29 protein-coding genes and 1 tRNA gene are annotated in these 24,667 nt (G+C 45.3%); 25 read left to right on the forward strand and 5 right to left on the reverse strand.

The window, feature by feature from the left end; all coding sequences use genetic code 11:
• Positions 1–60: 60 nt before the first annotated feature.
• The 3 genes from B5D26_RS12355 to B5D26_RS12365 form a co-directional block, all read right to left on the reverse strand.
• The gene (locus B5D26_RS12355; protein WP_078746035.1) at positions 61–381 is read right to left on the reverse strand and encodes a hypothetical protein; all 321 of its coding nucleotides are present in this window, start codon (positions 379–381) and stop codon (positions 61–63) included.
• Between the two features lie 261 nt (positions 382–642).
• A complete protein-coding gene (locus tag B5D26_RS12360; protein WP_078746036.1) occupies positions 643–2,376 on the reverse strand; it encodes an ABC transporter permease in 1,734 nt (577 codons plus the stop codon).
• A gap of 95 nt (positions 2,377–2,471) precedes the next feature.
• Positions 2,472–3,503: a Fe(3+) ABC transporter substrate-binding protein gene (locus B5D26_RS12365; protein WP_078746037.1), complete on the reverse strand. Its 1,032-nt coding sequence runs from the start codon at positions 3,501–3,503 to the stop codon at positions 2,472–2,474.
• Between the two features lie 321 nt (positions 3,504–3,824).
• Here B5D26_RS12365 and B5D26_RS12370 point away from each other — a divergent pair, with 321 nt between their 5' ends.
• Together B5D26_RS12370 and B5D26_RS12375 are read left to right on the forward strand one after the other, a co-directional pair.
• Positions 3,825–5,207, forward strand: coding sequence for an MATE family efflux transporter (locus tag B5D26_RS12370; protein WP_078746038.1), 1,383 nt, complete (start codon positions 3,825–3,827; stop codon positions 5,205–5,207).
• Between the two features lie 175 nt (positions 5,208–5,382).
• Complete coding sequence (locus B5D26_RS12375) at positions 5,383–6,108, forward strand: hypothetical protein (RefSeq protein ID WP_078746039.1); 726 nt, start codon at positions 5,383–5,385, stop codon at positions 6,106–6,108.
• 60 nt (positions 6,109–6,168) lie between these two features.
• Here the strand turns inward: B5D26_RS12375 and tusA are convergent, their stop codons facing one another.
• Positions 6,169–6,405 (reverse strand): sulfurtransferase TusA, encoded by a 237-nt coding sequence (gene tusA / locus B5D26_RS12380; RefSeq protein ID WP_078746040.1) that lies wholly within the window; start codon positions 6,403–6,405, stop codon positions 6,169–6,171.
• Between the two features lie 137 nt (positions 6,406–6,542).
• Here tusA and B5D26_RS12385 point away from each other — a divergent pair, with 137 nt between their 5' ends.
• Together B5D26_RS12385 and B5D26_RS12390 are read left to right on the forward strand one after the other, a co-directional pair.
• Complete coding sequence (locus tag B5D26_RS12385) at positions 6,543–6,827, forward strand: antibiotic biosynthesis monooxygenase family protein (RefSeq protein WP_078746041.1); 285 nt, start codon at positions 6,543–6,545, stop codon at positions 6,825–6,827.
• A gap of 149 nt (positions 6,828–6,976) precedes the next feature.
• Positions 6,977–8,299: a DUF945 family protein gene (locus tag B5D26_RS12390; protein ID WP_159445658.1), complete on the forward strand. Its 1,323-nt coding sequence runs from the start codon at positions 6,977–6,979 to the stop codon at positions 8,297–8,299.
• 131 nt (positions 8,300–8,430) lie between these two features.
• Here B5D26_RS12390 and B5D26_RS12395 read toward each other — a convergent pair.
• A tRNA-Ser gene (locus tag B5D26_RS12395) sits at positions 8,431–8,521 on the reverse strand.
• A 196-nt stretch (positions 8,522–8,717) separates the two neighbouring features.
• Between B5D26_RS12395 and B5D26_RS12400 the strand changes: the two genes are divergently transcribed.
• The 21 genes from B5D26_RS12400 to queE all read left to right on the forward strand — a co-directional run bounded on the left by B5D26_RS12400 (position 8,718) and on the right by queE (position 24,639).
• On the forward strand, positions 8,718–9,398 hold the full coding sequence (locus B5D26_RS12400; protein WP_078746043.1) for a Bax inhibitor-1/YccA family protein: 681 nt from the start codon (positions 8,718–8,720) through the stop codon (positions 9,396–9,398).
• Between the two features lie 119 nt (positions 9,399–9,517).
• Positions 9,518–9,910, forward strand: coding sequence for a sulfurtransferase complex subunit TusD (gene tusD, locus B5D26_RS12405; RefSeq protein WP_078746044.1), 393 nt, complete (start codon positions 9,518–9,520; stop codon positions 9,908–9,910).
• Between the two features lie 2 nt (positions 9,911–9,912).
• Entirely contained in the window at positions 9,913–10,296 is a 384-nt protein-coding gene (gene tusC / locus B5D26_RS12410; protein ID WP_078746045.1) for a sulfurtransferase complex subunit TusC, read from the forward strand.
• A 1-nt stretch (position 10,297) separates the two neighbouring features.
• The gene (tusB, locus tag B5D26_RS12415) at positions 10,298–10,594 is read left to right on the forward strand and encodes a sulfurtransferase complex subunit TusB (RefSeq protein ID WP_159445659.1); all 297 of its coding nucleotides are present in this window, start codon (positions 10,298–10,300) and stop codon (positions 10,592–10,594) included.
• A gap of 11 nt (positions 10,595–10,605) precedes the next feature.
• Entirely contained in the window at positions 10,606–10,920 is a 315-nt protein-coding gene (locus B5D26_RS12420; protein ID WP_078746047.1) for a TusE/DsrC/DsvC family sulfur relay protein, read from the forward strand.
• A 186-nt stretch (positions 10,921–11,106) separates the two neighbouring features.
• Entirely contained in the window at positions 11,107–12,180 is a 1,074-nt protein-coding gene (locus B5D26_RS12425; RefSeq protein WP_078746048.1) for a 3-deoxy-7-phosphoheptulonate synthase, read from the forward strand.
• 141 nt (positions 12,181–12,321) lie between these two features.
• Positions 12,322–13,227 carry a LysR family transcriptional regulator gene (locus tag B5D26_RS12430; RefSeq protein WP_159445660.1) on the forward strand — a complete coding sequence of 302 codons (906 nt, stop codon included), beginning with the start codon at positions 12,322–12,324 and terminating at the stop codon, positions 13,225–13,227.
• A 102-nt stretch (positions 13,228–13,329) separates the two neighbouring features.
• Positions 13,330–13,554, forward strand: coding sequence for an FmdB family zinc ribbon protein (locus B5D26_RS12435; protein WP_078746050.1), 225 nt, complete (start codon positions 13,330–13,332; stop codon positions 13,552–13,554).
• A gap of 110 nt (positions 13,555–13,664) precedes the next feature.
• Positions 13,665–15,470, forward strand: a complete 1,806-nt coding sequence (gene aspS / locus B5D26_RS12440) for an aspartate--tRNA ligase (RefSeq protein WP_078746051.1) — start codon at positions 13,665–13,667, stop codon at positions 15,468–15,470.
• Between the two features lie 97 nt (positions 15,471–15,567).
• On the forward strand, positions 15,568–16,104 hold the full coding sequence (ruvC, locus tag B5D26_RS12445; protein ID WP_078746052.1) for a crossover junction endodeoxyribonuclease RuvC: 537 nt from the start codon (positions 15,568–15,570) through the stop codon (positions 16,102–16,104).
• Positions 16,105–16,111: 7 nt separating this feature from the next.
• On the forward strand, positions 16,112–16,759 hold the full coding sequence (locus B5D26_RS12450) for a trimeric intracellular cation channel family protein (protein WP_078746053.1): 648 nt from the start codon (positions 16,112–16,114) through the stop codon (positions 16,757–16,759).
• A gap of 39 nt (positions 16,760–16,798) precedes the next feature.
• Positions 16,799–17,410, forward strand: coding sequence for a Holliday junction branch migration protein RuvA (ruvA, locus tag B5D26_RS12455; protein WP_078746054.1), 612 nt, complete (start codon positions 16,799–16,801; stop codon positions 17,408–17,410).
• 3 nt (positions 17,411–17,413) lie between these two features.
• Positions 17,414–18,418, forward strand: a complete 1,005-nt coding sequence (gene ruvB, locus B5D26_RS12460) for a Holliday junction branch migration DNA helicase RuvB (protein WP_078746055.1) — start codon at positions 17,414–17,416, stop codon at positions 18,416–18,418.
• 54 nt (positions 18,419–18,472) lie between these two features.
• A complete protein-coding gene (gene ybgC / locus B5D26_RS12465; protein ID WP_078746056.1) occupies positions 18,473–18,901 on the forward strand; it encodes a tol-pal system-associated acyl-CoA thioesterase in 429 nt (142 codons plus the stop codon).
• Positions 18,902–19,034: 133 nt separating this feature from the next.
• Complete coding sequence (tolQ, locus tag B5D26_RS12470; RefSeq protein WP_078746057.1) at positions 19,035–19,718, forward strand: protein TolQ; 684 nt, start codon at positions 19,035–19,037, stop codon at positions 19,716–19,718.
• Positions 19,719–19,721: 3 nt separating this feature from the next.
• Positions 19,722–20,156 (forward strand): protein TolR, encoded by a 435-nt coding sequence (gene tolR, locus B5D26_RS12475; protein WP_078746058.1) that lies wholly within the window; start codon positions 19,722–19,724, stop codon positions 20,154–20,156.
• An 8-nt stretch (positions 20,157–20,164) separates the two neighbouring features.
• A complete protein-coding gene (gene tolA, locus B5D26_RS12480; protein ID WP_159445661.1) occupies positions 20,165–21,148 on the forward strand; it encodes a cell envelope integrity protein TolA in 984 nt (327 codons plus the stop codon).
• Position 21,149: 1 nt separating this feature from the next.
• A complete protein-coding gene (tolB, locus tag B5D26_RS12485; RefSeq protein ID WP_078746060.1) occupies positions 21,150–22,457 on the forward strand; it encodes a Tol-Pal system beta propeller repeat protein TolB in 1,308 nt (435 codons plus the stop codon).
• A gap of 31 nt (positions 22,458–22,488) precedes the next feature.
• A complete protein-coding gene (pal, locus tag B5D26_RS12490; RefSeq protein ID WP_078746061.1) occupies positions 22,489–23,085 on the forward strand; it encodes a peptidoglycan-associated lipoprotein Pal in 597 nt (198 codons plus the stop codon).
• A 17-nt stretch (positions 23,086–23,102) separates the two neighbouring features.
• The gene (gene ybgF / locus B5D26_RS12495; protein ID WP_078746062.1) at positions 23,103–23,885 is read left to right on the forward strand and encodes a tol-pal system protein YbgF; all 783 of its coding nucleotides are present in this window, start codon (positions 23,103–23,105) and stop codon (positions 23,883–23,885) included.
• Between the two features lie 103 nt (positions 23,886–23,988).
• Complete coding sequence (queE, locus tag B5D26_RS12500; RefSeq protein WP_078746063.1) at positions 23,989–24,639, forward strand: 7-carboxy-7-deazaguanine synthase QueE; 651 nt, start codon at positions 23,989–23,991, stop codon at positions 24,637–24,639.
• Positions 24,640–24,667: the final 28 nt, after the last annotated feature.

The raw sequence follows: 24,667 nt of genomic DNA on the forward strand, positions 1-24,667 counted from the left end.
ATGCCCCATTGAAGTAATTAGTGAAGTGATGGCGAAAGAATATAATACCACCACATTAGTTCAGTAGCGTGTTGCACTCAGCGTCTGCAACCGCCACTGGAAAGATACATTAATAGTATCACTTGAGTTTGCAAGCGAGCCTCCCGGAATTATTAGCAAAAAACTAGGCGCTAGCGTATTTAAAATTTGATAGTTTTTATACCAAAAAAATGGAGAAATAATACCTAAAATAAAACCTGCTGCAGCACCTAAAAATATTGCAGTTGTAGATAATTTAAAAGCAAAAACTATAGTAACTAATGCAAAGAAACTTACTGTTACAATCCACGCTGACTTTTCAATAAATTTTAAGTTTAATTGTGCTAAATGTGCTTTGTTCATATTGCTATGCTATAAAAGTCTTATAACTATTAAGCCGCCATACAAATGGCGACGCCATGGCGATAACCCTTTGTTGAACAGCCGCAGGATGCTAGGGGATTTGCTTTTTAATATGATGTTTTCCCTGTCAACCTGTGGCTTATCTGCGAGCTATTTTCTGGGCTATTCCGCGCCTAAATCGCTCGCTTGGTTCACTATTTGTTTCTAATAAGGCTCTCTTGTACCTGTTTTCTGATGTGCTGGCAATAATCACCCATTCGCCTAATCCGAGTCAGGCTTTACTGATACCATCTCATTACGAGAGGCGATGATAGATCGGCTCAATAAAATTACAGGCACAATGCCCACCAATACAATGACTAAGGCTGCTAAAGCTGAGGCTTCTAGCATTTCGTCAGACGCATACTGATAAACGTGGGTTGCCAGTGTATCGAAGTTGAACGGGCGTAAAACCAATGTGGCGGGTAGCTCTTTCATGCAATCAACGAACACGACCAATGCCGCGGTGAGTACCCCCGGTTTGATCATGGGTAGATGGACTTTTCGTAAGATCTCCGCAGTTGAATAGCCCAGAGACCGTGCAGCCATGTCCATACTAGGGGTGACTTTCTCTAAGCTTGATTCTATAGAGCCAGACGCAACGGCCAAGAAGCGCACGATATAGGCAAAAATAATGGCAAATAAAGTGCCACTGAGTAATAAGCCCGTAGAAACACCAAGCCATTCTCGGGCTAAATGATCAACCGCATTGTCGAAGGCTGCCAATGGCATGATCACACCCACCGCCAATACGGCGCCCGGCATGGCATAGCCTAAACCCGCTAAACGCACGGCTTTTTGCACGCTGCCACGTTTTACCAAGCGATTACCGTAAGCCAAAATCAGGCCGAGTATAATTGTACAAATTGCGGCAATGGATGACAGCATGAAGCTGTTCCAGCTCATGTGGAAAAAGTCAGTGGTCCAAGAATCCTCAAAATACACTACAGCGTGACGGAATAAAGCTGCAACAGGCACAATAAAGCCTAGTAGCAAAGGTAGCGCGCAGATTAGCCAGCAGGCCAATGCTTTGCGGCCTTTTAATCTCACTCTCTGGAAGGTTTTAAAGCTGTCGCCACGGGAAAACTGCTTTTGGCGACGACGGGAATAGCGCTCAAAGCCGATTAATACCAAAATAAAAATCATCATCACGCTGGCAATTTGTGCAGCTCCGCCAATGTTGCCCATATTCATCCAAACATCGTAGATACCCGCTGTTAGGGTGCGCACGGCAAAGTAGTCAACGGTGCCAAAATCATTCAATGTTTCCATCAATACCAATGCTAAACCTACAGCTAAAGCAGGTCGTGCGGTTGGTAGGGATACGCGCCAAAAGACTTCTCTTCGGTTGCAGCCTAAGGTTCTGGCTGCATCTCTTAATGATGCAGATTGTTCGATAAAAGTCGCGCGCACCATCATAAAAATATAAGGATAGAGCACCAAAGAGAGCATTAAAATCGCGCCCCCTAAGCTGCGAATATGCGGAAACCAATAGTCTCTTGCCGACTCCCAGCCAAACAGGCCGCGCAAACCTGTTTGTACCCAACCGGAGTACTCCAGCATATCGGTATAAACATAGGCAATTACATAGGCGGGTACAGCAAAGGGCAGCAGCAGCGCCCATTCAAATATTCGTCGTCCTGGGAAATCATACATGGTGCTCACCCATGCCGTTGAAATGCCGATCCATGAGGAGAGTAGGCCAACGCCTAACATGAGCAACAAGGTGCTAGATAGGTAATTGGGCAATACAGTATCGAGTAAATGTGGCCAGATGTTTTCTTCTGGAAAAAAAGTCAGCCATAACACCGCAATAATAGGCAGAAGCACAATGGCTGCAATCAACCAAACACTCCACTGCCATTGCGCAGGTACAGTTTGGATGTTGTGACTTGGTGTGAAAACGCGTTCAAACCAACGGGGTGCTTTGCTTTTTTGCAGGCTATTCACAGTCATTGTTTTTCAGAACACCTTTATATTCGACCTAGCTAGAACGCCAAAGGGTAGCACATGGCTACCCTAGTTTTATCAATGATTAAGGTCGCATTATATTAATTGTCAAAGCCTACTTCATTGACCAGTTTGGCAGCTTGCTTACGATATTTATCAACTTCAGCTAGTGACACTTTGTCTGCTTTGAAGTCACCCCAATGTGCGACTAGCTTACTTGCGCTAACGCCTGCTTTGATTGGGAACTCGTAGTTTTCTTCAGCGTATATCTTTTGTGCTTTGTTTTCGGTTAGGAAACGCATCAATTGTAACGCTTCTGCACGGTGTGGAGCAGCTTTAGTCAGCGCCATACCACTGATATTAACGTGCGCGCCACGATCAGCTTGGTTTGGATAGACAATGTTAACAGACTCTGCCCATGCACGTTGCTCTTCATTGGCTAGCATATGGCCGTAGTAATAAGTGTTGCCAATGGCGATGTCACAAACGCCTTCTTTTACAGCTTTCACTTGTGCACGGTCATTGCCTTGTGGTTTTTGTGCTAGGTTGGCTTTAACGCCTTCTAGCCAAGATTTTGCACCTGCTTCACCGTGGGCGGCAATCATAGATGCGATTAACGCGATGTTGTAAGTATCGCCACCTTTACGGGTGCAGATACGGCCTTTGAATTTTGGATCAGCTAGATCTTCATAACGCTGGAACTCACCCTCTTTAACTCGAGTTTTAGAGGCGTAAATAACACGCGCACGGGTCGTTAGGCCAAACCATTGACCATTAGGATCGCGGTACTGAGCTGGTACATTGCTGTTGATGGTTTTGTCGTTAACAGACTGTGTAACACCTGCGTCAACAGCTCTGCTCAGGTTGCTTACGTTAGAGGTTAACAGTAGGTCTGCTGGGCTGTTCGCACCTTCATTTTTTAAGCGCTCAATGATGCCTTTTTTGGCAAAAACTACATTAACTTTAATGCCGGTTTCTTTGGTGAATGCATCTAAAATAGGCTGCATTAAAAATGCTTGGCGATCGGAGTAAATGTTAATTTCATTTGCAGCTTGCACACTGACTGCAACGGTAGAGCCTGCAACTAATACTAAACCTGCAATTGCTTTTTTTAGAGCATGAGCTTGTGACATTTTTAACTCCAGCACCACATAGATATTAAGAAAATTACGCAGTTATGCGCTTAATCAAAATGAGAATAATTGTATTTAACAGCAAAAAAACCTCAAATGCAATATCTGTTGAGAATCATTTTCATTTAATGATCTGAGTCAATTTCTTTACACTGTGTGCGTTTTTTATTCGAAGTCATAGGCTTATTACGCTGTTAAAAAAACGCTACAATCCGCGCCTGTTTTTTCTTAGTGCTGAAATGGCAAAGGGAAAATCGTGCTATTTGCGTGTTTTAAGCGTATTGGATTTCTCATTTCTTCTGCTTCAGGCCATTAAATATTATGCATCACTCATCAAGTTCAGTTGTTGAGGTTAAAAAGCTGTTGGCAATTGCCTTGCCTATTATGGGTGCCCAAATTGCGCAGTCGAGCATGAGTGTGGCTGATACCTTAATGGTGGGGCGTCTAGGTGCTGATCCTCTTGCTGCGATTGCATTAGGTACGAGCATTTGGATGCCTTTATATCTGTTTCTAGCGGGTTGTTTACTCGGTATCACACCGTTTGTCGCGCAATGGACAGGGGCAAAAGAGAGCGCAAAGATTGGCGCTTTCACCTTCCAAGGTATTTGGTTTGGCAGCATTATCGCACTGGTTAGCATATTGCTGATGTACCACAGCCAATGGTTGTTATTTTGGCTTGAGGTGCCAGAGCATTTGCATCCTATGATTGCTGATTACCTCATTGGTATTATGTTGGGCTTTCCTGCGTTGGCCGTTTATCAAACCTTACGCAGTTATACCGAGGGCTTAGGCTTTACTCAGCCTGTCTTGGTGATCAGCCTGATTTGTTTGGTCATAGATGTAATTGCAAATGCAATTTTAATTTATGGTTTTGGCCCTATTCCTGCGCTTGGGGTGTTAGGTTGCGGTTTAGGTACTGCAATTGCGATGTGGTCATCGGTAGGGTTGATGTGGCTGAATATTCGTTATCGCCGTCGTTATAAGGACAGCTCACCGCTTGATCATTTTGCACGTCCAGACTGGCAGTCAATATCTGAAATTGCAAAAGTAGGTACGCCCATCGGTATTGCGATTTTTTTTGAAGTCGGCTTGTTCACAACCATTGCGCTTTTTATTGCGCGCTTAGGCTCAACAGAAGTTGCGGCACACCAAATTGCGTTGAATGTTACCTCTGTCACTTTTATGGTGCCCTTAAGCTTGGCAATGGCGCTAACCGTACGTGTTGGGCATGGTCTAGGTGAGTCAGGTTATTTGCAGGCTAAAATGGCTGCGAAAGTTGGCGTGCTCTGCACGGTAGGAGCGTCATTCGTTATCTCTGCGATGATATGGTTATTGGCGTCTTCAATTGCAGGCTTATATACGCCTGATCAAGGGGTGGTTGAGCTTGCGGTTGCGCTGTTGTACTTCGCAGCAATCTTTCAACTTTCAGATGCGCTTCAAGTAAGTGCTAGCGGTGCATTAAGAGGTTACAAAGATACTAAAATCATAATGCCGATTACCTTGTTCTCTTACTGGGGCGTTGGAATGGGGCTAGGTTATGTGCTGGCATTAACTGACTGGTTGATAGCACCAGTTGGTGTAAAGGGCTTTTGGATAGGGCTAATAGCTGGCTTAAGTTGCGCGGCGCTGCTGTTGTGTTGGCGTTTGTATAAAACAAGTGAATCGGAGCCGTTGGTTCCAGCTCGTACGGTTAAATCTGAGTAAAATAGTAAGAAATACTTGTCTTTCATTTTCAAATCACGATTCTTGCATTATCTTTAAACGATAGGGAATAGATTTATTGAGCCAGAAACAGCTGTTTTTAAAATGCTTTTAAAACAGCTAAAAGCCTGAACGCAGGGTAAGCGGATGCTTACTTCTGTGAAAAGGAGGATCAGTTATGAATACCGCCCCCCTACATCATGGTAATAAAAATAACGTGATTGACCTGTTCAGTCGCAGTCCTGTTCATGATCCAAAACAGAAAGCTTTTGTACGTATAGCGCCAGAGCTTGATGGTTTAGCAATGGTGTACAGCCACCCTAGTGATCCTCATGCTTTGTTTGCGCTTCGGTTAATTGGCTGGGGATTGCAACGCAACGGCAAGGTTGTCGGCATTGTGCCTTGGCTGGAGAATATTATCCCTGCAACAGATGCTGAAGACCCTAGGGGCGGGCGGTGGCAGGGCTATTATGATCTAGAATCAGATACGGTGTTTACTGAGCCTCCTGAGCATAAAGTGCTTGAGCTACGTAGTGCTTATGAGGCTTACGAGTATAGTAGTGACCTTAATCCAGAATCCTTTATATTGCAGGAAATGCCTGATTCGACAGGTACTCATATTGTTTCTCTGTTGAATGAGTCAGACCGGTTTCAAGTGATGGAGATTTTCAGTTGGCGACTATTCGGCGATGGCCGTATTGAAGCGATGCTGATAGATGAAACGCAAGTTGTGAATACCCCCGTGTTACTTGGAGATGACTGTTTATTTCCTGCCAGTGAAGTAGAGGGCACTAATTTTTACTTTCAATACCAAATTGCCAATCAAATCAAACGGCAAGAGCCTGAAGCGATGCAAGCATTGATACGCATGATGTACGCGAAACGGCATGCAGCTTCTGTTTGATTAGCACAAAGCCACCCGCAGGAGAAATTCTGTGGGTGGTGTTTGATGTCATAGTACGGTCTATTTTTTCTCAATATAATAGATGAAGATGTCATCTTGCTGCTCTTGTGCCAGCAATGGAAAGCTTAGAAACTGGCAAAACTTTGGGATGTCTCGCGTGGTTGAAGGATCTGTTGCGACTACTCTTAAAATGTCACCAGTGGTTAACTCTTTGACCTTGCCATGTAACATCATTACAGGCTCTGGGCACAGCAGGCCTGAAGTGTCTAGTTCGTGAGTAAACTGAATCTCTGGCATAGCATCTTATTCCTAAGCAACAAAATTTTGGGCAGTTTAACAGAGCCTTTCGCCACAAGAAATTTCCACATTTAACTTGCAGAATTCGCAGCGCTTTCTCAGTATAAAAATATAAATCAGTAAAAGAGGGATTTATCATGATTAAAGTAATGATCGAACGTGTCATCATTCCTGGCTTAGAACCTGAATATGAAGAGTTCTCTCGACGCATTCTACAACAGGCGATGCATGCGGGTGGCTATATTTCAGGTGAATCATTAAAAGATGCTGAGCACCCTAATCACCGTTTCATTTTTACACTGTGGCGAGACCAGAGTGCTTGGCACAATTGGTACAAATCTGATGCCCGTATACAAATTTCGGGCACAATGGCTGCAATGCTTGGGCGAGAAGAGAAAGTGACAGTTTTAGAACACTTATAAGCACGGCATTAAAACGTCATATTGTTTTTACAGGATTTTAGGCTTGCTATAAGGCTATGCCAAGGATGGCAAATTTAAATTATAAATTTGGGCAATTTGTTATAGTGATCAGCGTTAAAAACTATTTAATTATTAAGGACTTAATTGTAATGCAAAAGCTTACCACAGGAATTTTTGCTGGAGCCATTGTTATAGGTGCTGCGAGCGCAGCTTATATTCCTGTGCAGGTTGGTTATCAAGTTGAAGCACAATTACAGCAAGTGGTTAATGTACAAAATGCCAAAGTTAACTCAGGCTTTCAGATCGAGCTGCTTAATTATCAGCGCTTTGCATACAGTACAACCTTTCTGAGTCGCATCACTTTGGCGGATATTGATGCTCAGCAAAATGGTCGGCCACTGCTGTCTTTAGATATCCAACATCAGCTACAGCATGGCTTTGGCAAAGTGCGCTTTGTATCTGAGTTAGCACCAGAGCAGCAAGGTAACAAGTTCTTAAAAGATTACTTCAATGATCAATCACCTTTGCGCTTGAAAGGTGAGTTTGATCATAACAGTTTAAATTTAGATGCCTATTTAGATGGTTTTACCCTTAAGCCTCAAGGACAAGAGGGGACTATTTATGTTCAGCCTGCTGTCGCACAATTGTTTTATCAGCAAGGTGAAGTGGTAGAAGGTATTGCACAAAATCATTATCGGTTAAACACCGTGTGGAATGGCGCAGACCTTATCGCGGGACGTGATTATCTAAAGCTGCGCCCAGCAAGTTTTAAAGTGACAGGTAGCCAAGCAACCGATTATTTATGGCGCTATCAGAGCCAGCTAGGCTTAACAGGCATGGAGTTTGGTAATCAAGGTTTTGTGCTAAAGGCGGGGGCGTTACTGCTACAGGATCAGTTTTCATTGACGGCTCAAGAGGATAAAACACCCTCTAGCATTCACTATCAAAGTCAATTAAAACTACAGGGGTTAACTGGCGAGCAGTTTGGGCAAACAGCGCTGAAAATTAACAGTGCTTCTCTGGCATATCAAATTTCAGGCCCAACAGTTGCGAATACAGAGGCATTGATATCGGCCAGTCAACAGATAGATCCTGAGCAAATGAGCAACGAACAAGCGCAGCAGATATTACCGTTGCTGATAGAGTTCTTACAGGCGCTTAACGTACAAATAGACTCACTTAACGTTTCCACTCCAGAGGGTAGTCTAGACAGTAACCTGCAGCTGCAAGTTGATGCCTCTCAAGACGAGCTTATACAAGCCTTGAGTGCTCCTATGTTGTTAACTCGCCTACTGGACGCTAATGCTAATTTATTGGTTGATAAAACCCTTGTGCAAAGCACAATGCCACTTCAAATGTTAGCCATGCAATTATATGGAGCAGGTGCTTACGAAGAAAAAGAGGACAAAATGAGTGTGATGGCTGAGCTTAAGCAAGGGCGCTTGACTATCAATGGTGTCGCCACAGAGTAACAGCTGCACCACTTAAAGCGGTATTGGGGTGGCCTGTTGTCTAGAGTTGCCCTGATACTGTTTGTTTTTTGCAGTAGGGTTTCTTCAGGCGTAAAAAAAGGGCTGCTTGTTTAAGCAGCCCTTTCAAATAATGGCGGAGGGATAGGGATTTGAACCCTAGAAAGGCTATTAACCTTTGCCGGTTTTCAAGACCGGTGCATTCAACCGCTCTGCCATCCCTCCAGCTGGTGCGCATTCTAGCAGCTGGGATTTATTCGTCAATACTTAGTTTCTTGTTTTTTATAAAAATATCTATTTTTTTGTTTAGGAACTAATTTCAGTTCGGTTACTCTAATGACAGTAAAATAACCGACATGTAAATCGTGTTATTTTGGCCTTTGATCATGACGGGCAATTGTGCATTACTCAGGAGGACACAATGGCATTTGAACATAGCGATAAAGTGAACACTTTACACAGCAGCGCGGCACACAGCGTTGAAGTGAACAAGGTGATTCGCAATACTTTTATGCTGTTAGGCATAACACTGGGTTTTAGTGCGCTAACCGCAGTGGCCGCAGTGGCAATGGGTCTGGAGCGGATGAATATATTTGTCTTCTTGATCGGTGCTTTTGGCCTGCTGTTTTTAACGCACAAACTACAAGATAGCATTTGGGGTTTACCCGCTGCATTTGCCTTTACAGGTTTCATGGGCTTAACACTAGGCCCGTTGGTATCTAATTATCTGTCACTGCCTAATGGTGGTCAGATTGTGATGACCGCATTATCGGCAACCGCTCTAATTTTTGTGGGACTGTCAGGTTATGCTCTAACCTCGAAAAAAGATTTCAGCTTTTTAAGCGGCTTCTTATTCGCTGGCTTTATCATTCTGATGGGTGCAGTTGTGGTGAGCTTGTTCACTGAAATTGCAGGCCTACAGTTGATGATTTCAGCAGGTTTTGCATTATTCGCGTCTGCCGCGATTTTGTTTGAAACCAGTCAGATTGTGCATGGTGGTCAGCGTAACTATATCGTTGCCACTGTTAGCCTATATGTTTCAATCTATAACCTGTTTACTAGCCTACTGCACTTAACAGGCTTTTTAAGCAGTGATGACTGATTGAAACCTGTGCTGTAAATTAGGGTATACTCAATACCCTTGCAAACGCCCTGTTAATGCAGGGCGTTTTTGTTTGTGAGTAGAGCGGTGTCTGACACTGAAACCTGTGAAAAGAAAAAATGAACTATAGCATTGCGATCTATGGCGGCCCTTATGGTCATCAGGCCAGCCACTCGGCCTATCACTTTGCCCAAGCTGTGCTGGCGAAAGGTCATCACATTCAACGGGTGTTTTTTTATCATGACGGTGTTTATAACGCGTCGGCGCTAGTCTCCCCGCCACAAGATGAGGTTAATTTGCCACAGCAATGGCAGCAGTTGGCAAACACTCATCAGTTTGAATTGACGGTCTGTATTGCTGCTGCTGTACGCCGTGGCGTACTGGATGCGAATGAGGCTCGTCGCTACCAAAAGCCCGCAGCTAACTTGGCTGAGGGCTATCAACTTTCAGGTCTTGGACAGTTGATAGATGCCAGTTTAGAGTCAGATCGTTTAATCAGCTTTGGGCCATAACCATGTCAGATCTTGAAACCTCTCAACAAGATAATCAGATTCTTGTGATTTTTCGAAAAGCACCTGCGGGTAGTGCTTGGGCTAGAGAAGCCTTAGACCTTGCCTTGGTCGGCGCAGCGTTTGGGCAAAAGGTGAGTCTGCTATTTATGGGAGATGGTGTGTTTCAGCTTCTTGAACAGCAAAACCCTAAGTTAATCGGACAAAAAGGTACGCAAGCGATGATGCAGGCGTTGCCCATGTATGAAATCGACAACCTTTATGTTGAGGGGCATAGTCTGGTCGAGCGTGGTCTTGATTTAGAACAGTTAGCGGTGAACTGCCAAGTTTTAAATGCAGATGAGATGCCTAAGCTTTTACAACAACATCAACAAGTTTTTAATTTTTAATATGATGCTACATACCGTTAATAAATCTGGCTTTTCTAGCAAGTTATTAGAAGAGTGTTTGCGTACTGTACAGGCTGATGACGCTATTTTATTGATCGAAGATGGTGTTTATAACGCGCTAAAAACAGCCCGCACATTTACTGATCAGCAGGCTCAGTGCACTTGGTATGTGCTGATGGAGGATGCCAAAGCCCGAGGTTTACAGGCAGAACACTGTCACCCAGAGATTCAATGGGTTGATTATAGTGGCTTTGTTGAGCTAACCGAGCAGCATGCTTCTATCTGTAGTTGGTTTTAGGAGTTTAAGTGATGATCACAGTTGCCACTGATGATGAAGGTTATCTGCTGAATCTTGATGACTGGAGCGAGGCGGTTGCCCTGCAAATTGCACAATCAGAGCAACTTGGGTTGACTGATGCGCACTGGGAGGTGATTCATCTACTGCGTGAGTTTTATCAAACTTTTGAGCTTTCTCCGGCTATGCGCCCTTTGGTGAAATACTTAAGTCAGCATTTAAGCCCCGAAAAAGCTCGTAGTATCTATTTGATGCAGCTGTTTGGTGAAAGCCCCGCAAAAATGGCCAGCAAAATTGCAGGGTTGCCTAAGCCGACCAACTGCTTGTAACAGTATTAAGTTTTAATCGGTAATAGAAGGTCGGTTCAGAGCTAAAAACATTCGTCCAAAGGGCTAACGGCCAAAAGTATCAAGCTTTAGCTCTGTATCTTCTGCAATAAAAACAATATTCTACCTATAACAAGATAAGTTGCATTAATGCATCAGACTCATAAAAGCTAACATAGGATTTTTCAGATGCCTGAAACACGTCTGAGCGATATCAATGTGGTGTCACAAGATATCCTGATTACGCCTGAACAACTCAAAAAAGAGATTCCTTTAACTGAAACTGCTCGTCAGTCAGTGGTTGAAGGCCGTGAAACCATCAAGGCTATTTTAGATCGCAAAGACCACCGCCTGTTTGTTGTGGTTGGTCCTTGCTCGATTCATGACGTTGAAGCGGCCAAAGATTATGCCCAACGCCTGAAAGCTTTATCTGAAAAAGTAAGCGATACCCTATATATCGTCATGCGCGTTTACTTTGAAAAGCCACGTACTACCGTGGGTTGGAAAGGTTTAATCAACGACCCTCATCTAGATGATAGCTTCCAGCTAGAAGAAGGCTTACACATTGGCCGTAAGCTGCTGGTTGATTTGGCTGAGATGGGCCTGCCGTTGGCAACAGAAGCTCTAGACCCTATTTCACCTCAGTACCTGCAAGATGTCATTGCATGGTCTGCCATTGGTGCGCGTACTACAGAATCACAAACACACCGTGAGATGACCAGTGGTTTATCTATGCCGATCGGCTTTAAGAACGGCACCGATGGTAGTTTAGAAGTTGCCACCAACGCGCTGAAATCTGCCTCGCACCCACACAGCTTCTTGGGTATTAACCAAGCAGGTCAAGTGGCGGTAATTCGTACTAAAGGCAATCAATATGGCCACGTGGTATTGCGTGGTGGTAATGGCAAGCCTAACTACGATTCTGTTAGTGTTGCGCTGTGTGAAAAAGACCTAGAAAAAGCTAAGCTCAGCCCGAATATTATGATCGACTGTAGCCATGCAAACTCTAACAAAGACCCAGCTCTGCAGCCTTTGGTAATGGAGAATGTTTCCAACCAAATTCTAGAAGGCAACGGCTCAATCGTAAGCTTAATGATTGAAAGTAACATTGGCTGGGGTAATCAAAATATCACAGCGGATAAATCTGAGCTGAAATACGGCGTATCGGTAACAGATGCTTGCATCGATTGGGCAACAACCAAAGAAACGCTACTGAAAATGGCAGAAAAACTGCGTGATGTGCTGCCTAAGCGTATCGCTTAATTCAGTATTATCCTCAGTGCAAAACAAAGGCAGGCCTAGCGCCTGCCTTTGTTTTTTTGAGTTAAAAATATTAGATCTTAGACTAAAGGTTGAAAAAAACTTGAAAACTGCTTCCAATAGACGCCCTTAATGGAGGCAGGCATGCACAATATTGAAACCAAATGGCTTGAAGACTTTATCGCGCTTGCACAAAGCCAAAGCTTTTCTCGTGCAGCTCAGCTTCGTCATGTTACTCAACCTGCATTTAGTCGACGTATAAAAGTGCTAGAGCAAGCGGTGGGAGTGCAGTTGGTAGACCGTGATGCCCAGCCTGTGCGCTTAACTGAGTCAGGATTGCAATTTCTACCAGTGGCAAGAAAAGTCCTTTCTCAGCTGCAAGGTGGCATTAAACAGCTATCTCAAGCGGGCGCTTATTTGCCTAGAATTAATTTCTGTGCGGCTCATGCGTTATCTTTTACCTTGATGCCTGAACTGGTGCAGTGGATTCGTCGACAAGAGCCAGGCTTTATGGCGCGCACAGAAGCGGCTAATGTTGATGTAGGCTTGAGTGCGTTACGCAAGGGTGAATGTGATTTTCTTCTGGCATTTCATGACCCTCAATCTTGGGTCAAGTTAGATGCTAATCTATTTCCAAGCTGTCAACTGGGTTGGACAAGATTAATGCCTGTTTGCAAAGCCACTCGTCACGGTAAGCCAATTTACCAGCTGGGGGTTGATCAAGATGTGCCTTATTTGGCTTATACGGCAGAGGCCATGTTAGGTCAGGCTGTGCGAGAGCGCCTACGTAGTCAAGTCGGTCGCCTGAGTTTGAAGAAGGTTTATGAAACCGCAATGGCTCAGGGTTTAAAAGAGATGGTGTTGGCGGGAGAGGGGGTGGCTTGGTTGCCTGAGTTGACCATTAAGCATGAGCTGGAATCAGGGCAAATTGTGCTTTGCGGCACTGAGCAATGGGTTGCGCCGCTTTCAATCTGCTTATATCGTGCTGCATCTATTGAAAAGCCAATGGTTGAAAAGGTTTGGCAGTTAATTTGCCAACGCTATCAGTGAGCAATTCGTGCTTATGCGTCACTGCGGTGGAGTTGATCGAATCTCAGGTATATAATGCTGCGCTTTTGATAATCGAAATTTAGTTTTTAAAGGTATCTGCTTATGCCTATTTATGAATATCAGTGTCAGGCATGTGATCATCAGATGGAAGCGTTGCAAAAAATGAGTGACGCACCTTTGACCGACTGCCCTAAATGCGCAAAGCCTGAACTAAGAAAAGTGTTGTCTGCACCAGGTTTTCGTTTGGCAGGTGGTGGTTGGTATGAAACTGACTTTAAAACTGGTAGTAAAAAGAATCTTGCAGACAACGGTGGTTCAGGTAATTAAACCGTTGCAAGCACAAGTTTGAGACGTCGTTCTCAGGCTGATTAATAGACTGGGATATGATTGTTTCATATCGGTTTTACGAATTAAGACACTAGAAACAGGATAAGACTATGCGCAGCCATTATTGCGGCGAGCTGAAAGAAACTCATATTGGCCAAGAAGTTACGCTGTGCGGCTGGGTACACCGTCGTCGTGACCACGGTGGCGTGATCTTCCTTGATCTGCGTGACCGTGATGGTTTAACTCAAGTGGTCGTTGACCCTGATACTCAAGAGGCATTTGCCACCGCTGACAAATGCCGTAGCGAATATGTGCTACAGATTAAAGGCTTGGTACGCGCGCGCCCAGAAGGCACAACTAATGCGAACCTGCCAACAGGTATGATCGAAGTACTAGGCAAAGAAGTAACGGTATTAAACGCGTCTGAAACGCCGCCATTCCCACTGGATGAGCACGTTAAGGTTGGTGAAGATATTCGCCTGAAATATCGTTATGTTGATCTGCGCCGTCCAGAGATGCTGGAAAAGCTGCGTCTGCGTTCGCGTATCACGCACTCGATTCGCCACTATTTAGAAGAAAAAGGTTTCCTAGATATTGAAACCCCAATTCTGACTCGTGCGACACCAGAAGGTGCGCGTGACTATTTGGTGCCTAGCCGCACTCATGCAGGTAGCTTCTTTGCATTGCCACAGTCGCCTCAGCTGTTCAAGCAGCTGCTGATGGTGGCAGGTATGGACCGTTATTACCAGATCGCGAAATGTTTCCGTGATGAAGATCTGCGTGCAGATCGTCAGCCAGAATTCACTCAGATCGATATCGAAGCGTCTTTTGTACGCGACGAAGACATTATGAATCTGGCTGAAGGCATGGCCAAACAACTGTTCAAAGAAGTGCTGAACGTTGAGTTTGATACATTACCACGTATGCCATTCGCTGAAGCGATGAGCCGCTATGGTAGCGACAAGCCAGACTTGCGTATTCCGCTAGAGATCGTCGATATGGGCGATTTAATGGCGCAGGTTGATTTTAAAGTCTTCTCTGGCCCAGCCACTGATCCTAAGGGCCGTGTTGCTGCGCTACGTGTACCGGGCGGTGCTGAGTTATCTCGTAAGCAGATTGATGACTACACCAAGTTTGTAGGTATCTACGGCGCTAAAGGCTTGGCTTGGATCAAGGTTAACGACCGTAAAGCAGGTTTAGAAGGCTTACAGTCTCCAATTGTGAAGTTTATGGAGTCTGTGATCGATCAAGTGCTAGACCGTGTTGACGCACAAGATGGCGATATCATCTTCTTCGGTGCTGATAAAGCGAAGATTGTTAACGAAGCGTTAGGTGCATTGCGTTGCAAGCTGGGTGCTGATCTGAATCTGTATACCGCTGAGTGGGCGCCTTTGTGGGTTGTCGACTTCCCAATGTTTGAAGAGAACGATGATGGCAGCCTGTCTGCACTACACCATCCGTTCACTTCACCTAAGTGTTCAGCTGAAGAGTTGGAAGCAAACCCAGCGGCAGCGCTGTCAGTGGCTTATGACTTAGTGTTGAACGGTACTGAGTTGGGTGGTGGTTCTATCCGTATTCACGATCAGGCAATGCAGCAAGCTGTATTCCGTGTATTGGGTATTAGTGAAGAAGAACAGCGTGAGAAGTTCGGCTTCCTATTAGATGCACTGAAATTCGGTGCGCCACCACACGGTGGTTTAGCATTTGGTCTGGATCGCTTGGTGATGCTGATGACCGGTGCCCAATCGATTCGTGAAGTGATCGCATTCCCTAAAACGCAAAGTGCGGGTTGTGTGATGACGGCGGCACCGGGTGAAGTCAGCCCAGAGCAGTTGAAAGAGCTGAACATTCGTTTACGCCAGAAAATCTCTGCTGAGGGTCTAGCAGAAGGTGCTGAAGGCGCAGCTGACGCTTAAGCTCAGTCGGCAAGACCTGATCAGGCAGAGCCAAAAGCTCTGCCTGATTTGTTTCTGACAAGGGTATTTTGCGTATAAGCGCTGAGAGAGGGCGTACATGAGTATTATCTTAGGTATTGACCCCGGCAGTCGAAAAACAGGTTATGGTGTGATTCGACAAGAGGGGCACCGTACTCTGTATGTTGCCAGCGGTTTTATCAGCATCACAGGCGATACTTTGGCCGATAAGCTACAGCAAGTTTATGCAGGGGTATCTGAGGTGATTGCTCAGTATCAGCCGACAGAGTTTGCCATTGAACAGGTCTTTATGGCGAAAAATGCGGATTCAGCGTTGAAGTTGGGGCAGGCCAGAGGGGTTGCAATTGTGGCCGCAGCCAATCAAGGCCTACCTGTGAGTGAATATGCGGCTCGTTTAGTTAAGCAAGCGGTTGTAGGCAGTGGCGCTGCGGATAAGCGACAAGTTCAGCAGATGGTTGCCGCATTATTAAAGCTGTCTGCACTACCTCAAGCCGATGCCGCAGATGCATTAGCCATTGCGATTTGTCATGCCAATACCTCATTGGGATTGGTGGCAAAAGCAGGTTCTAAAAGTAAAACTAAAGCCAGTAGTTGGCGACAGTTCCGTCCGGAGTAAAGCGTAAATGACGCTGTTTGATGTTCCTTTTATTTATTATCTTGATATTTTTGGCACCATCGTTTTTGCCATTACGGGTGTGTTAGCCGCTAGTGAAAAGCGTTTGGATCTTTTTGGTATCATCGTGATTGGTATGGTGACTGCCATTGGTGGGGGTACTATTCGAGATCTTGTGCTAGGGCGAACCCCCGTTTTTTGGGTGGTTGAGCCATTGTATGTCTGGATTATTGTAAGCACGACCGTTGTGACTTTTGTGGTGGCACGATTTCACCCGTTTCCTCGACGCACACTATTGGTGTCTGACGCGGTTGGTTTAGGCGTCTTTACCGTAATTGGTGCCAAAGTAGCCCTCAATCTTGGGCACCCTCCAGTCATCGCCGTGATGATGGGTATTATGACCGGAGTGTTTGGCGGCGTGGTGCGAGATGTGCTGACAGGCGAAATCCCAATGATCTTCCGCAAAGAGATCTATGCAACCGCAGCAATGGCTGGTGCGGTTGTTTTTGTGAATTTACAGTGGTTTATGCCGTCGGGTATGGAGGCGATTAATGCTATCATCACCATGATTGTGGTGATTGGCCTACGTCTAGCGGCCATCCATTGGCATTTGCAGTTGCCCGTATTTTTACTGAGCACCCCATCTGAGCGCAAGTGATTGACTAACCCCTGAATATTAACGGAAAAGGTAAACAGTATGATTGGTCGACTACGTGGGGTGTTGCTAGAGAAGTCTCCGCCGCAGCTTGTCGTGGATATTAATGGCATTGGCTATGAAGTCGAAGCGCCTATGAGTACCTTTTATCATCTTCCTGCGGTAGGGCAATCTGTTGATCTGTTTACGCACTTTATTGTGCGTGAAGATGCTCAGTTACTGTATGGTTTTATTGATCGTAACGAGCGACGCTTGTTCCGAGATCTAATCAAGGTTAATGGAGTAGGGCCAAAACTGGCGCTCACCATCTTATCGGGTATTGAAGCCTCACAGTTTGTGCAATATGTGCATAACGGTGACAGCGATGCATTGGTAAAACTACCCGGTGTGGGTAAGAAAACGGCTGAGCGTCTGGTTATTGAGATGAAAGACCGCCTTAAAGACTGGGGCACATTACCAGAAACCTTTACACTCACTGCACCAGAGTCAGGTTTACCAATCACCGCAATTACTGATGGCCGAGAAGATGCCGAGCAAGCGTTGATTGCCCTAGGCTATAAACCTGCTCAAGCCAGCAAAGCGGTTAACAGTGCTTATCACGATGGCATCAGTACAGAAGAATTAATCCGTAGCGCCTTAAAAGGGATGATGTAGACCATGATCGAGCCTGATCGCTTAGTTTCTGCCAGTCATAAAGAGCGTGACGAATTTCATGATCGTGCCATGCGTCCGCGTCTATTAGCTGACTATGTGGGGCAGCCCGAAGTGCGCAAGCAGATGGATATTTTCATCTCAGCCGCACGGAATCGAAATGATGCGCTAGATCACACCTTGGTATTTGGCCCACCGGGTTTAGGTAAGACCACATTGGCCAATATTATTGCCAGTGAAATGGGGGTTGCCATTAAGAGCACCTCTGGCCCTGTGCTAGAAAAAGCGGGAGATGTAGCGGCATTACTGACCAACTTAGAAGAGGGGGATGTGCTCTTTATTGATGAGATTCATCGTTTGAGCCCTGCGGTGGAGGAGGTGCTCTATCCAGCGATGGAAGACTATCAGTTGGACATTATGATCGGTGAGGGGCCTGCTGCGCGCTCAATCAAAATTGACCTTCCGCCTTTTACTTTAGTCGGCGCTACAACTCGTGCGGGGTTGCTCACCTCTCCCCTGCGTGAACGTTTTGGCATTGTACAGCGCTTAGAGTTTTACAATGTTGAGGACTTAAGTTTTATTGTGACCCGATCTGCACAGCTGATGGGGATGGAGATTGAGCCGCATGGGGCGGTTGAGATTGCGCGTCGAGCAAGAGGGACCCCCCGTATTGCCAATCGTTTGCTCAGACGGGTGCGAGATTATGCACAAGTGAAAGGTGATGGCATCATCACGGGCGATATTGCAGATCAAGCCTTGAATATGCTGAATGTCGATACTCATGGTTTTGATCACATGGATCGTCGCTTATTGCTGACGATGATTGAAAAGTTTGCTGGCGGCCCTGTAGGCGTCGATAACTTATCGGCTGCCATTGGTGAAGAGCGCGATACCATTGAAGATGTGTTAGAACCCTATCTCATTCAGCAAGGGTTTATTATGCGCACCCCAAGAGGCCGTGTTGTCACACAGTCAGCTTATTTACACTTTGGCATGACAATGCCTGAATGAGATCAATTTGATCGCTTGTTCTCGTGATCACTCTAACCCTCAAGGTAGCCATGTATGAATCAGCGTTATCCCTTTCAATGGCCAGTGCGCGTCTATTACGAAGATACAGACGCCGGAGGCGTTGTCTTTTATGCGAACTATTTAAAGTTCTATGAACGTGCCCGTACTGAAGCTTTGCGCTCACTGGGATTTCAGCAAGAGCAGCTACGCACTGAGGCTAAGCTGTTATTTGTGGTCAGCTCTATTAATGTGAGCTACAAACGACCCGCTAAGCTAGACGATGAGTTAACGGTATTGGTGCGTATTGAAAAAATTGCACGGACTTATCTGGTCTTTCAACAGCAGATTTTCTGTGATGATAAGCTCTTGAGCGAGGCTGAAGTCAAGGTTGCGGCAGTCAGTGAGCAACAAATGAAGCCTCTGGCTATCCCAGTCGAGATGCGTAGCGCACTTGAGCAGTTGGCTGAAAATAGTTCTGTTTAAACCAAATCACTGAACTTTCATTAAACAATCGGTCTGATTGTCTGAGAGTGGTTTTAAATTTGATCCTAACCTGATATTTTTCAAGCACTAAAACGGCTTGGCTTCAAACATAATATTCTTAAAAGGGGCTTTTGTGGACGATAAACTTTCATTGCTGGGTTTGATTTTAAATGCCAGCGTGGTCGTACAGCTGGTGATGGCCGCATTGCTTCTGGCATCACTGTTATCATGGATGTTTATTTTACAGCGTGCGGCAGTTATTGGTCATGCTAGAAAAATGTTGGAGTCTTTTGAAGAGCGATTTTGGTCTGGTATGGACCTTAGCCAGCTTTATCGAGAAATTAGCTCTGAAGGTAGTGGGGTGGGAGCTGAGAATATTTTTCGAGCAGGTTTTAAAGAATTCTCTCGTCTACGCCAGAAGGGTAGCCCCGACTCTGAGGCGGTTATGGATGGGGTTCAGCGTGCAATGCGTGTAGCTCTAGCACGAGAAGAGGAACACTTAGCTGATCACTTACCCTTCCTAGCTACAGTTGGCTCGACTAGTCCTTATATTGGCTTGTTTGGTACTGTTTGGGGCATCATGAATTCGTTTCGAGATCTTGCCCATGTTCAGCAAGCGACACTTGCTGTCGTCGCTCCGTCAATTTCTGAGGCGTTGATCGCAACGGCAATGGGGCTTTTTGCCGCGATCCCAGCGGTGATTGCCTATAACCGTTACTCAGCTAAAACAGAATTACTAATGGTGCGCTATGAAACCTTTGCTGATGAGTTCTCCAGTATTTTGCATCGTAATGTACACAGTCAAAATATAGGCTAGGTTATGTCTCGCTACCGCTATCGTAAACGCAAGCAACTGGTTGCTGAGATCAATGTAGTCCCTTACATCGACGTGATGTTGGTGTTGCTGGTGATTTTTATGGTGACAGCCCCTATTTTAACCCAAGGAGTTAAAGTAGATCTGCCTGAGGCCGTGTCTGCACCTTTAGATATCAAAGAGGATGATCTGCCTCTAATTGTGGCTGTTAAAAAGACGGGAGAGTACTTTCTAGAAATCGGCGTTGATAAAGAACAAGCAATTAAAGCATCAGAGCTCTCATTGAAGGTCAGCAAAATCACTCGGCAGAATCCGAACGTCCAAGTATTGGTGCGTGGAGATAAATCCGCCAGCTATGGTGCTGTTGTGCAGTTAATGGGCATTTTGCAGCAGGCAGGCGCTAAAAATATCGGCCTTCTTTCGCAGCCGCCAGAAAAATGAGACCTGATATGCAACGGCATAAAAGCGGATTCTTTTTTCCGTTCTTAATCACGCTGACCTGTCATGCTTTGTTGGCTTGGTTGCTTTGGTATGGTTGGCATCAATCGACACAAATTCATAAACAGCGTCAGCCTGTGATGCAGATTGGTGAGTTAATTATGGCCAATACCGTCACGCATGATCCTATTGAGGCATTACGACAAAAACAGGCGGCAGAGAAGGCGCGCCAAGCAGCTGAGCTTGCACAGAAAAAGCAGGCTGAAAAAGCAAAGCAGGAAATGTTGGCTAAGCAAGCACTGATTCGTAAACAGCAAGAAGAGCTAAAGCAAAAGCAGTTGGCTGAAAAAAGGGCTGAAGAGAAAAAGCAGCGAGAGCTGGCACAAAAAGCGGCAGAGGAAGCCAAGCGTCAGGCTGAGCTGAAAAAACAAGCGGAGTTGGCTAAGCAAGCGAAGCTACGTGAGCAAGCCTTGTTGAAGGCAGAACAAGCCAAGAAAAAAGAAGCGCAAGAAAAAGAGGCACAAGCCCAAAAAGAAGAACTTGACCGTCGACAAGCACAGCTCGCTGCGGCCCAGCAACAAAAAGAAGCTTTAGCTAAAGCGGAGGCTGAGAAAAAGCGGCAGGCAACACTTGACGCCGAAAAAAGAGCTTTTGAAGCAGCACTTGAATCAGAGGAACAGTTCTTAGGCGAGCTTGAGGATCAAGCTAAGTTAGGTTCAATGCAGGCTTTGATCAAAACTTATGTTGAGCAAAAGTGGTCACGTCCACCAAGTGCTAAATCAGGCATGCAAGCATTACTCAAAATCACACTTCTTTCTACTGGAGAGGTGGCAGGTGTTAGAGTGATGCAGTCAAGTGGTAACTCATCTTTTGATCGGTCAGCAGAACAAGCTGTACATAAAGCAGGTCCGTTTCGCGAACTGATGGACTTGAAACCCCATCAGCGCGAAGCATTCAGAGAATTCAACATGCTATTCAAGCCAGAGGATATCTAATATGCGCTTATCCCGATGGATAAAAGCGGCTGCAATATTGCTACTATTCAGTTATCAGCAAGCAGGGGCAGACCTCACCATTGAAATTACACAAGGTAATGACCGCGCAACTCCTGTAGCCATTGTGCCTTTTGCATGGTCTGGTGAAGGTGTGCTAACAGAAGATATTGCACAAATTGTTTCAGATGACCTTGAGCGTAGTGGTTTATTAAAGCCTCTATCCCGTACGGAGATGCTCAGTCTACCCAGTAAAAAAGCAGAGGTTTTTTTCCGTGATTGGTCATTATTGAAGCAAGAGTATCTGTTGATAGGGCAAGTTTCACAGAAAACTCCTGCAGGGCCGCTTTCAATTCGTTACGAACTATATGATGTTGTACGTCAAGAGCGTGTGTTAGGTGAAATTATTTCAGGCACCAGCAAAGAGTTACGCTCGCGGGCTCATTATATTAGTGATCAAGTTTTTGAGCATTTAACAGGGTTGGCAGGCGCATTTTCAACACGAATCGCTTACATTACGGCAAGGCGCGATGAACTTAAGCAAACCAAATATGAGTTGAAAATCTCTGACGCAGATGGCCGCAGAGAAAAAACAATTTTAGAATCCTATGAGCCTGTGCTCTCCCCTTCATGGTCGCCGGATGCTCAATATTTGGCGTATGTTTCTTTTGAAACTGGGCGTCCAGGTATTTACTTGCAAAATGTCTTCACCGGTAAGCGGCGTCAGCTAACGGCCTTCAAAGGTTTAAATGGTGCGCCTAGTTGGTCGCCAGATGGTTCAAAATTGGCTGTGGTTTTATCCAAAGATGGGAACCCTGAGATCTATTCAATTAATTTAACCACTTATAAAATTACGCGCTTAACCAACCATTACGGTATTGACACTGAGCCAGATTGGTCGCCAGATGGTAAGAAGATGATTTTTACCTCTAGCAGAAGCGGCGGGCCACAAATTTATGAGTTAGACCTTGCAACAGGAGAAACCCAGCGTTTAACTTTCGAGGGGAGCTATAACGCTAGGGCGCGATACTCACCTAATGGCTCAGAGATCTATTTTGTGCACCAAAATGAAGGCATATTTCATATTGCAGCACAAGACCTTAATGGAAATCGGCTAAGAATACTGACGCAGACACCATTAGATGAATCCCCTAGTGTTTCTCCTAATGGAAGTATGTTAATTTATGCAACACAAGAAGGTTTGCGAGGATATCTGGGCGCTGTGTCTGTAGATGGGCAAGTTCAGTATCGTCTTCCCTCTCAGTTGGGGGATGTACGTGAGCCAGCATGGTCACCTTTTTTAAACAAATAATGAAAAAACCGGATTGCTTCAGGAGCCCGATATGGAATTAAAAAAATATAGCAAGTCCCTATTTTTTGGTGCAACGCTAGCTGTACTAGCAGGTTGTGGTGGTAACGCTGCTACTCAAGAGCAAACAGAAGGCACCACTGCTGCAAATGATAACCAGCAAGTAGCTGTTGCTCCAACAGTTACTAGTGATGGTGCAACGGGTTCAGGCACAGATAGCGATAGCGCTGTGTCGGGTCAGCAGCTGGGTGCAGATACACAAGCTGCAATGCAAGACGATATGAATCAAAAAATGGCAGCAATGCCTGATGTTGGCACGATTTACTTCGACTTTGATCAATCCTCTATCCGTGCAGATAGCCGTGAAGTTCTAGACTTACACGTTGCTTATCTACGTGCGAACCCAATGGCTAAAGTAACTTTAGAAGGCCATGCTGATGAGCGTGGTACTCGTGAGTACAATATGGCGCTAGGCCTACGTCGTGGTAATGCTGTAAAAAGCTATTTCCAAGTACAAGGCGTGAGTGCTAGCCAGATTGAAGTGACCAGCTACGGTGAAGAGCGTCCAGCAGTGATTGGCCATAACCAATCTGCATGGTCTAAAAACCGTCGTGTAGAAATTAACTACTAAGTTAATTGGGGGTAAGGATGCGTTTCCCTTTACCTTCCCGACTGTGGGTGCTGTCATTTCTGACAGCATCTACTGTACAAGCTGCAGACCTTACGTCTCAATCATCAGTGCCCTTAGGCACGGCATCTTCAGTCCCAGCCCCAGTTTATATTGATCAACGACAGGGGAATACTGAGTTGCTTATGCAGGTGCAACAGCTGCAAACCGAGATGCAAGCCTTAAGGGATCAGCTTGAACAACAGGGACAAGTGATTCGACAGCTTCAAAAAGATAGCCGAGATAGATATATTGACGTTGATCGTCGATTACTCTCTGTTAGCAGTGACGTTAATACCTTGAAAAAAGGTCGCGTAGCTGCGCCAGAAGCAAACACCACAAGCGCAGGTGGAATCAACAACAGCGCAGTTTCTACACCTGTATCAGGTTCTGCCAAAGATGCGTATCAGAATGCCTATGCTCTTGTGCGCAGTAAACAGTTCGACCAAGCTATTACCGCTTATCAAGCCTTTATTAAAAACTATCCCGACTCAGCACTCTTGCCTAATGCCTATTATTGGTTAGGTGAACTGTATATGGTGAAAAACCTGACACAGGAAGCGGAGCGTGTTTTTAATTCGGTTGTTGAACAATATCCAAAAAGCCGAAAAACTCCAGATGCACGTTATAAGCTAGGTCTTGTCTATGCCCGCTATGGTCAACAAGACAAAGCTCGTAAACAGATGGAGTCGGTAAAGTCTTTTCACCCTGATAGCACTGCTGCAAAATTAGCCGATCAGTTCTTAGAATCTACCGCAAAGTAGCTTCGAAATAACAGATAGTGATTATTTATCATTATTTCGGTATAGGGATAAACGGCGCTTTCCGTTACAATGCGCCGTTTGTTTTTCCCTAAGATGCAGCTTAATGTCTAACTCTACTCTCCGTATCACAGAAATTTTCTACTCCTTACAAGGCGAAACTCGCACGGTAGGTCTACCGACAGTTTTTATTCGACTCACGGGCTGTCCTATGCGTTGTGTCTATTGCGACACTAGTTATGCGTTCTCCGGTGGCGAAACAGTTAGTATCGACAGCATTATGTCGCAGACAGAGCAGTATAAAGCTCGCTATGTCACGGTTACAGGCGGAGAGCCTCTGGCGCAAAAAAACTGTGCCAAGTTACTTACACGACTTTGCGATGCTGGCTATCAAGTTTCTGTAGAAACTGGTGGCGCTATCGATATTGCTTCTGTTGATCCTAGAGCCTGCGTAGTTTTGGATATAAAAACCCCTGCATCAGGTGAGCTAGGCAAAAATCTTTGGAGCAATATTGCCCTCCTAAAAAAAGATGATCAGGTTAAATTTGTCATTTGCAATCGCAGTGACTACGAGTGGGTACGCTTCAAAATTAATGAGCTAGACTTAAATTCGCGTGTGAGTGAAATCTTATTTTCACCTAGCCACCATGAATTAAGCGCGAAGACTCTAGCAGAATGGATCATTGAGGATCGTCTACAAGTACGCTTGCAAGTCCAGCTACACAAAATTCTTTGGAACGATGAACCCGGCCACTAATGCCCTGTGCCGATCGCTTAGGTATTAA

This window comes from Oceanospirillum multiglobuliferum, assembly GCF_900167095.1.
GTDB classification, from domain to species: domain Bacteria; phylum Pseudomonadota; class Gammaproteobacteria; order Pseudomonadales; family Halomonadaceae; genus Oceanospirillum; species Oceanospirillum multiglobuliferum.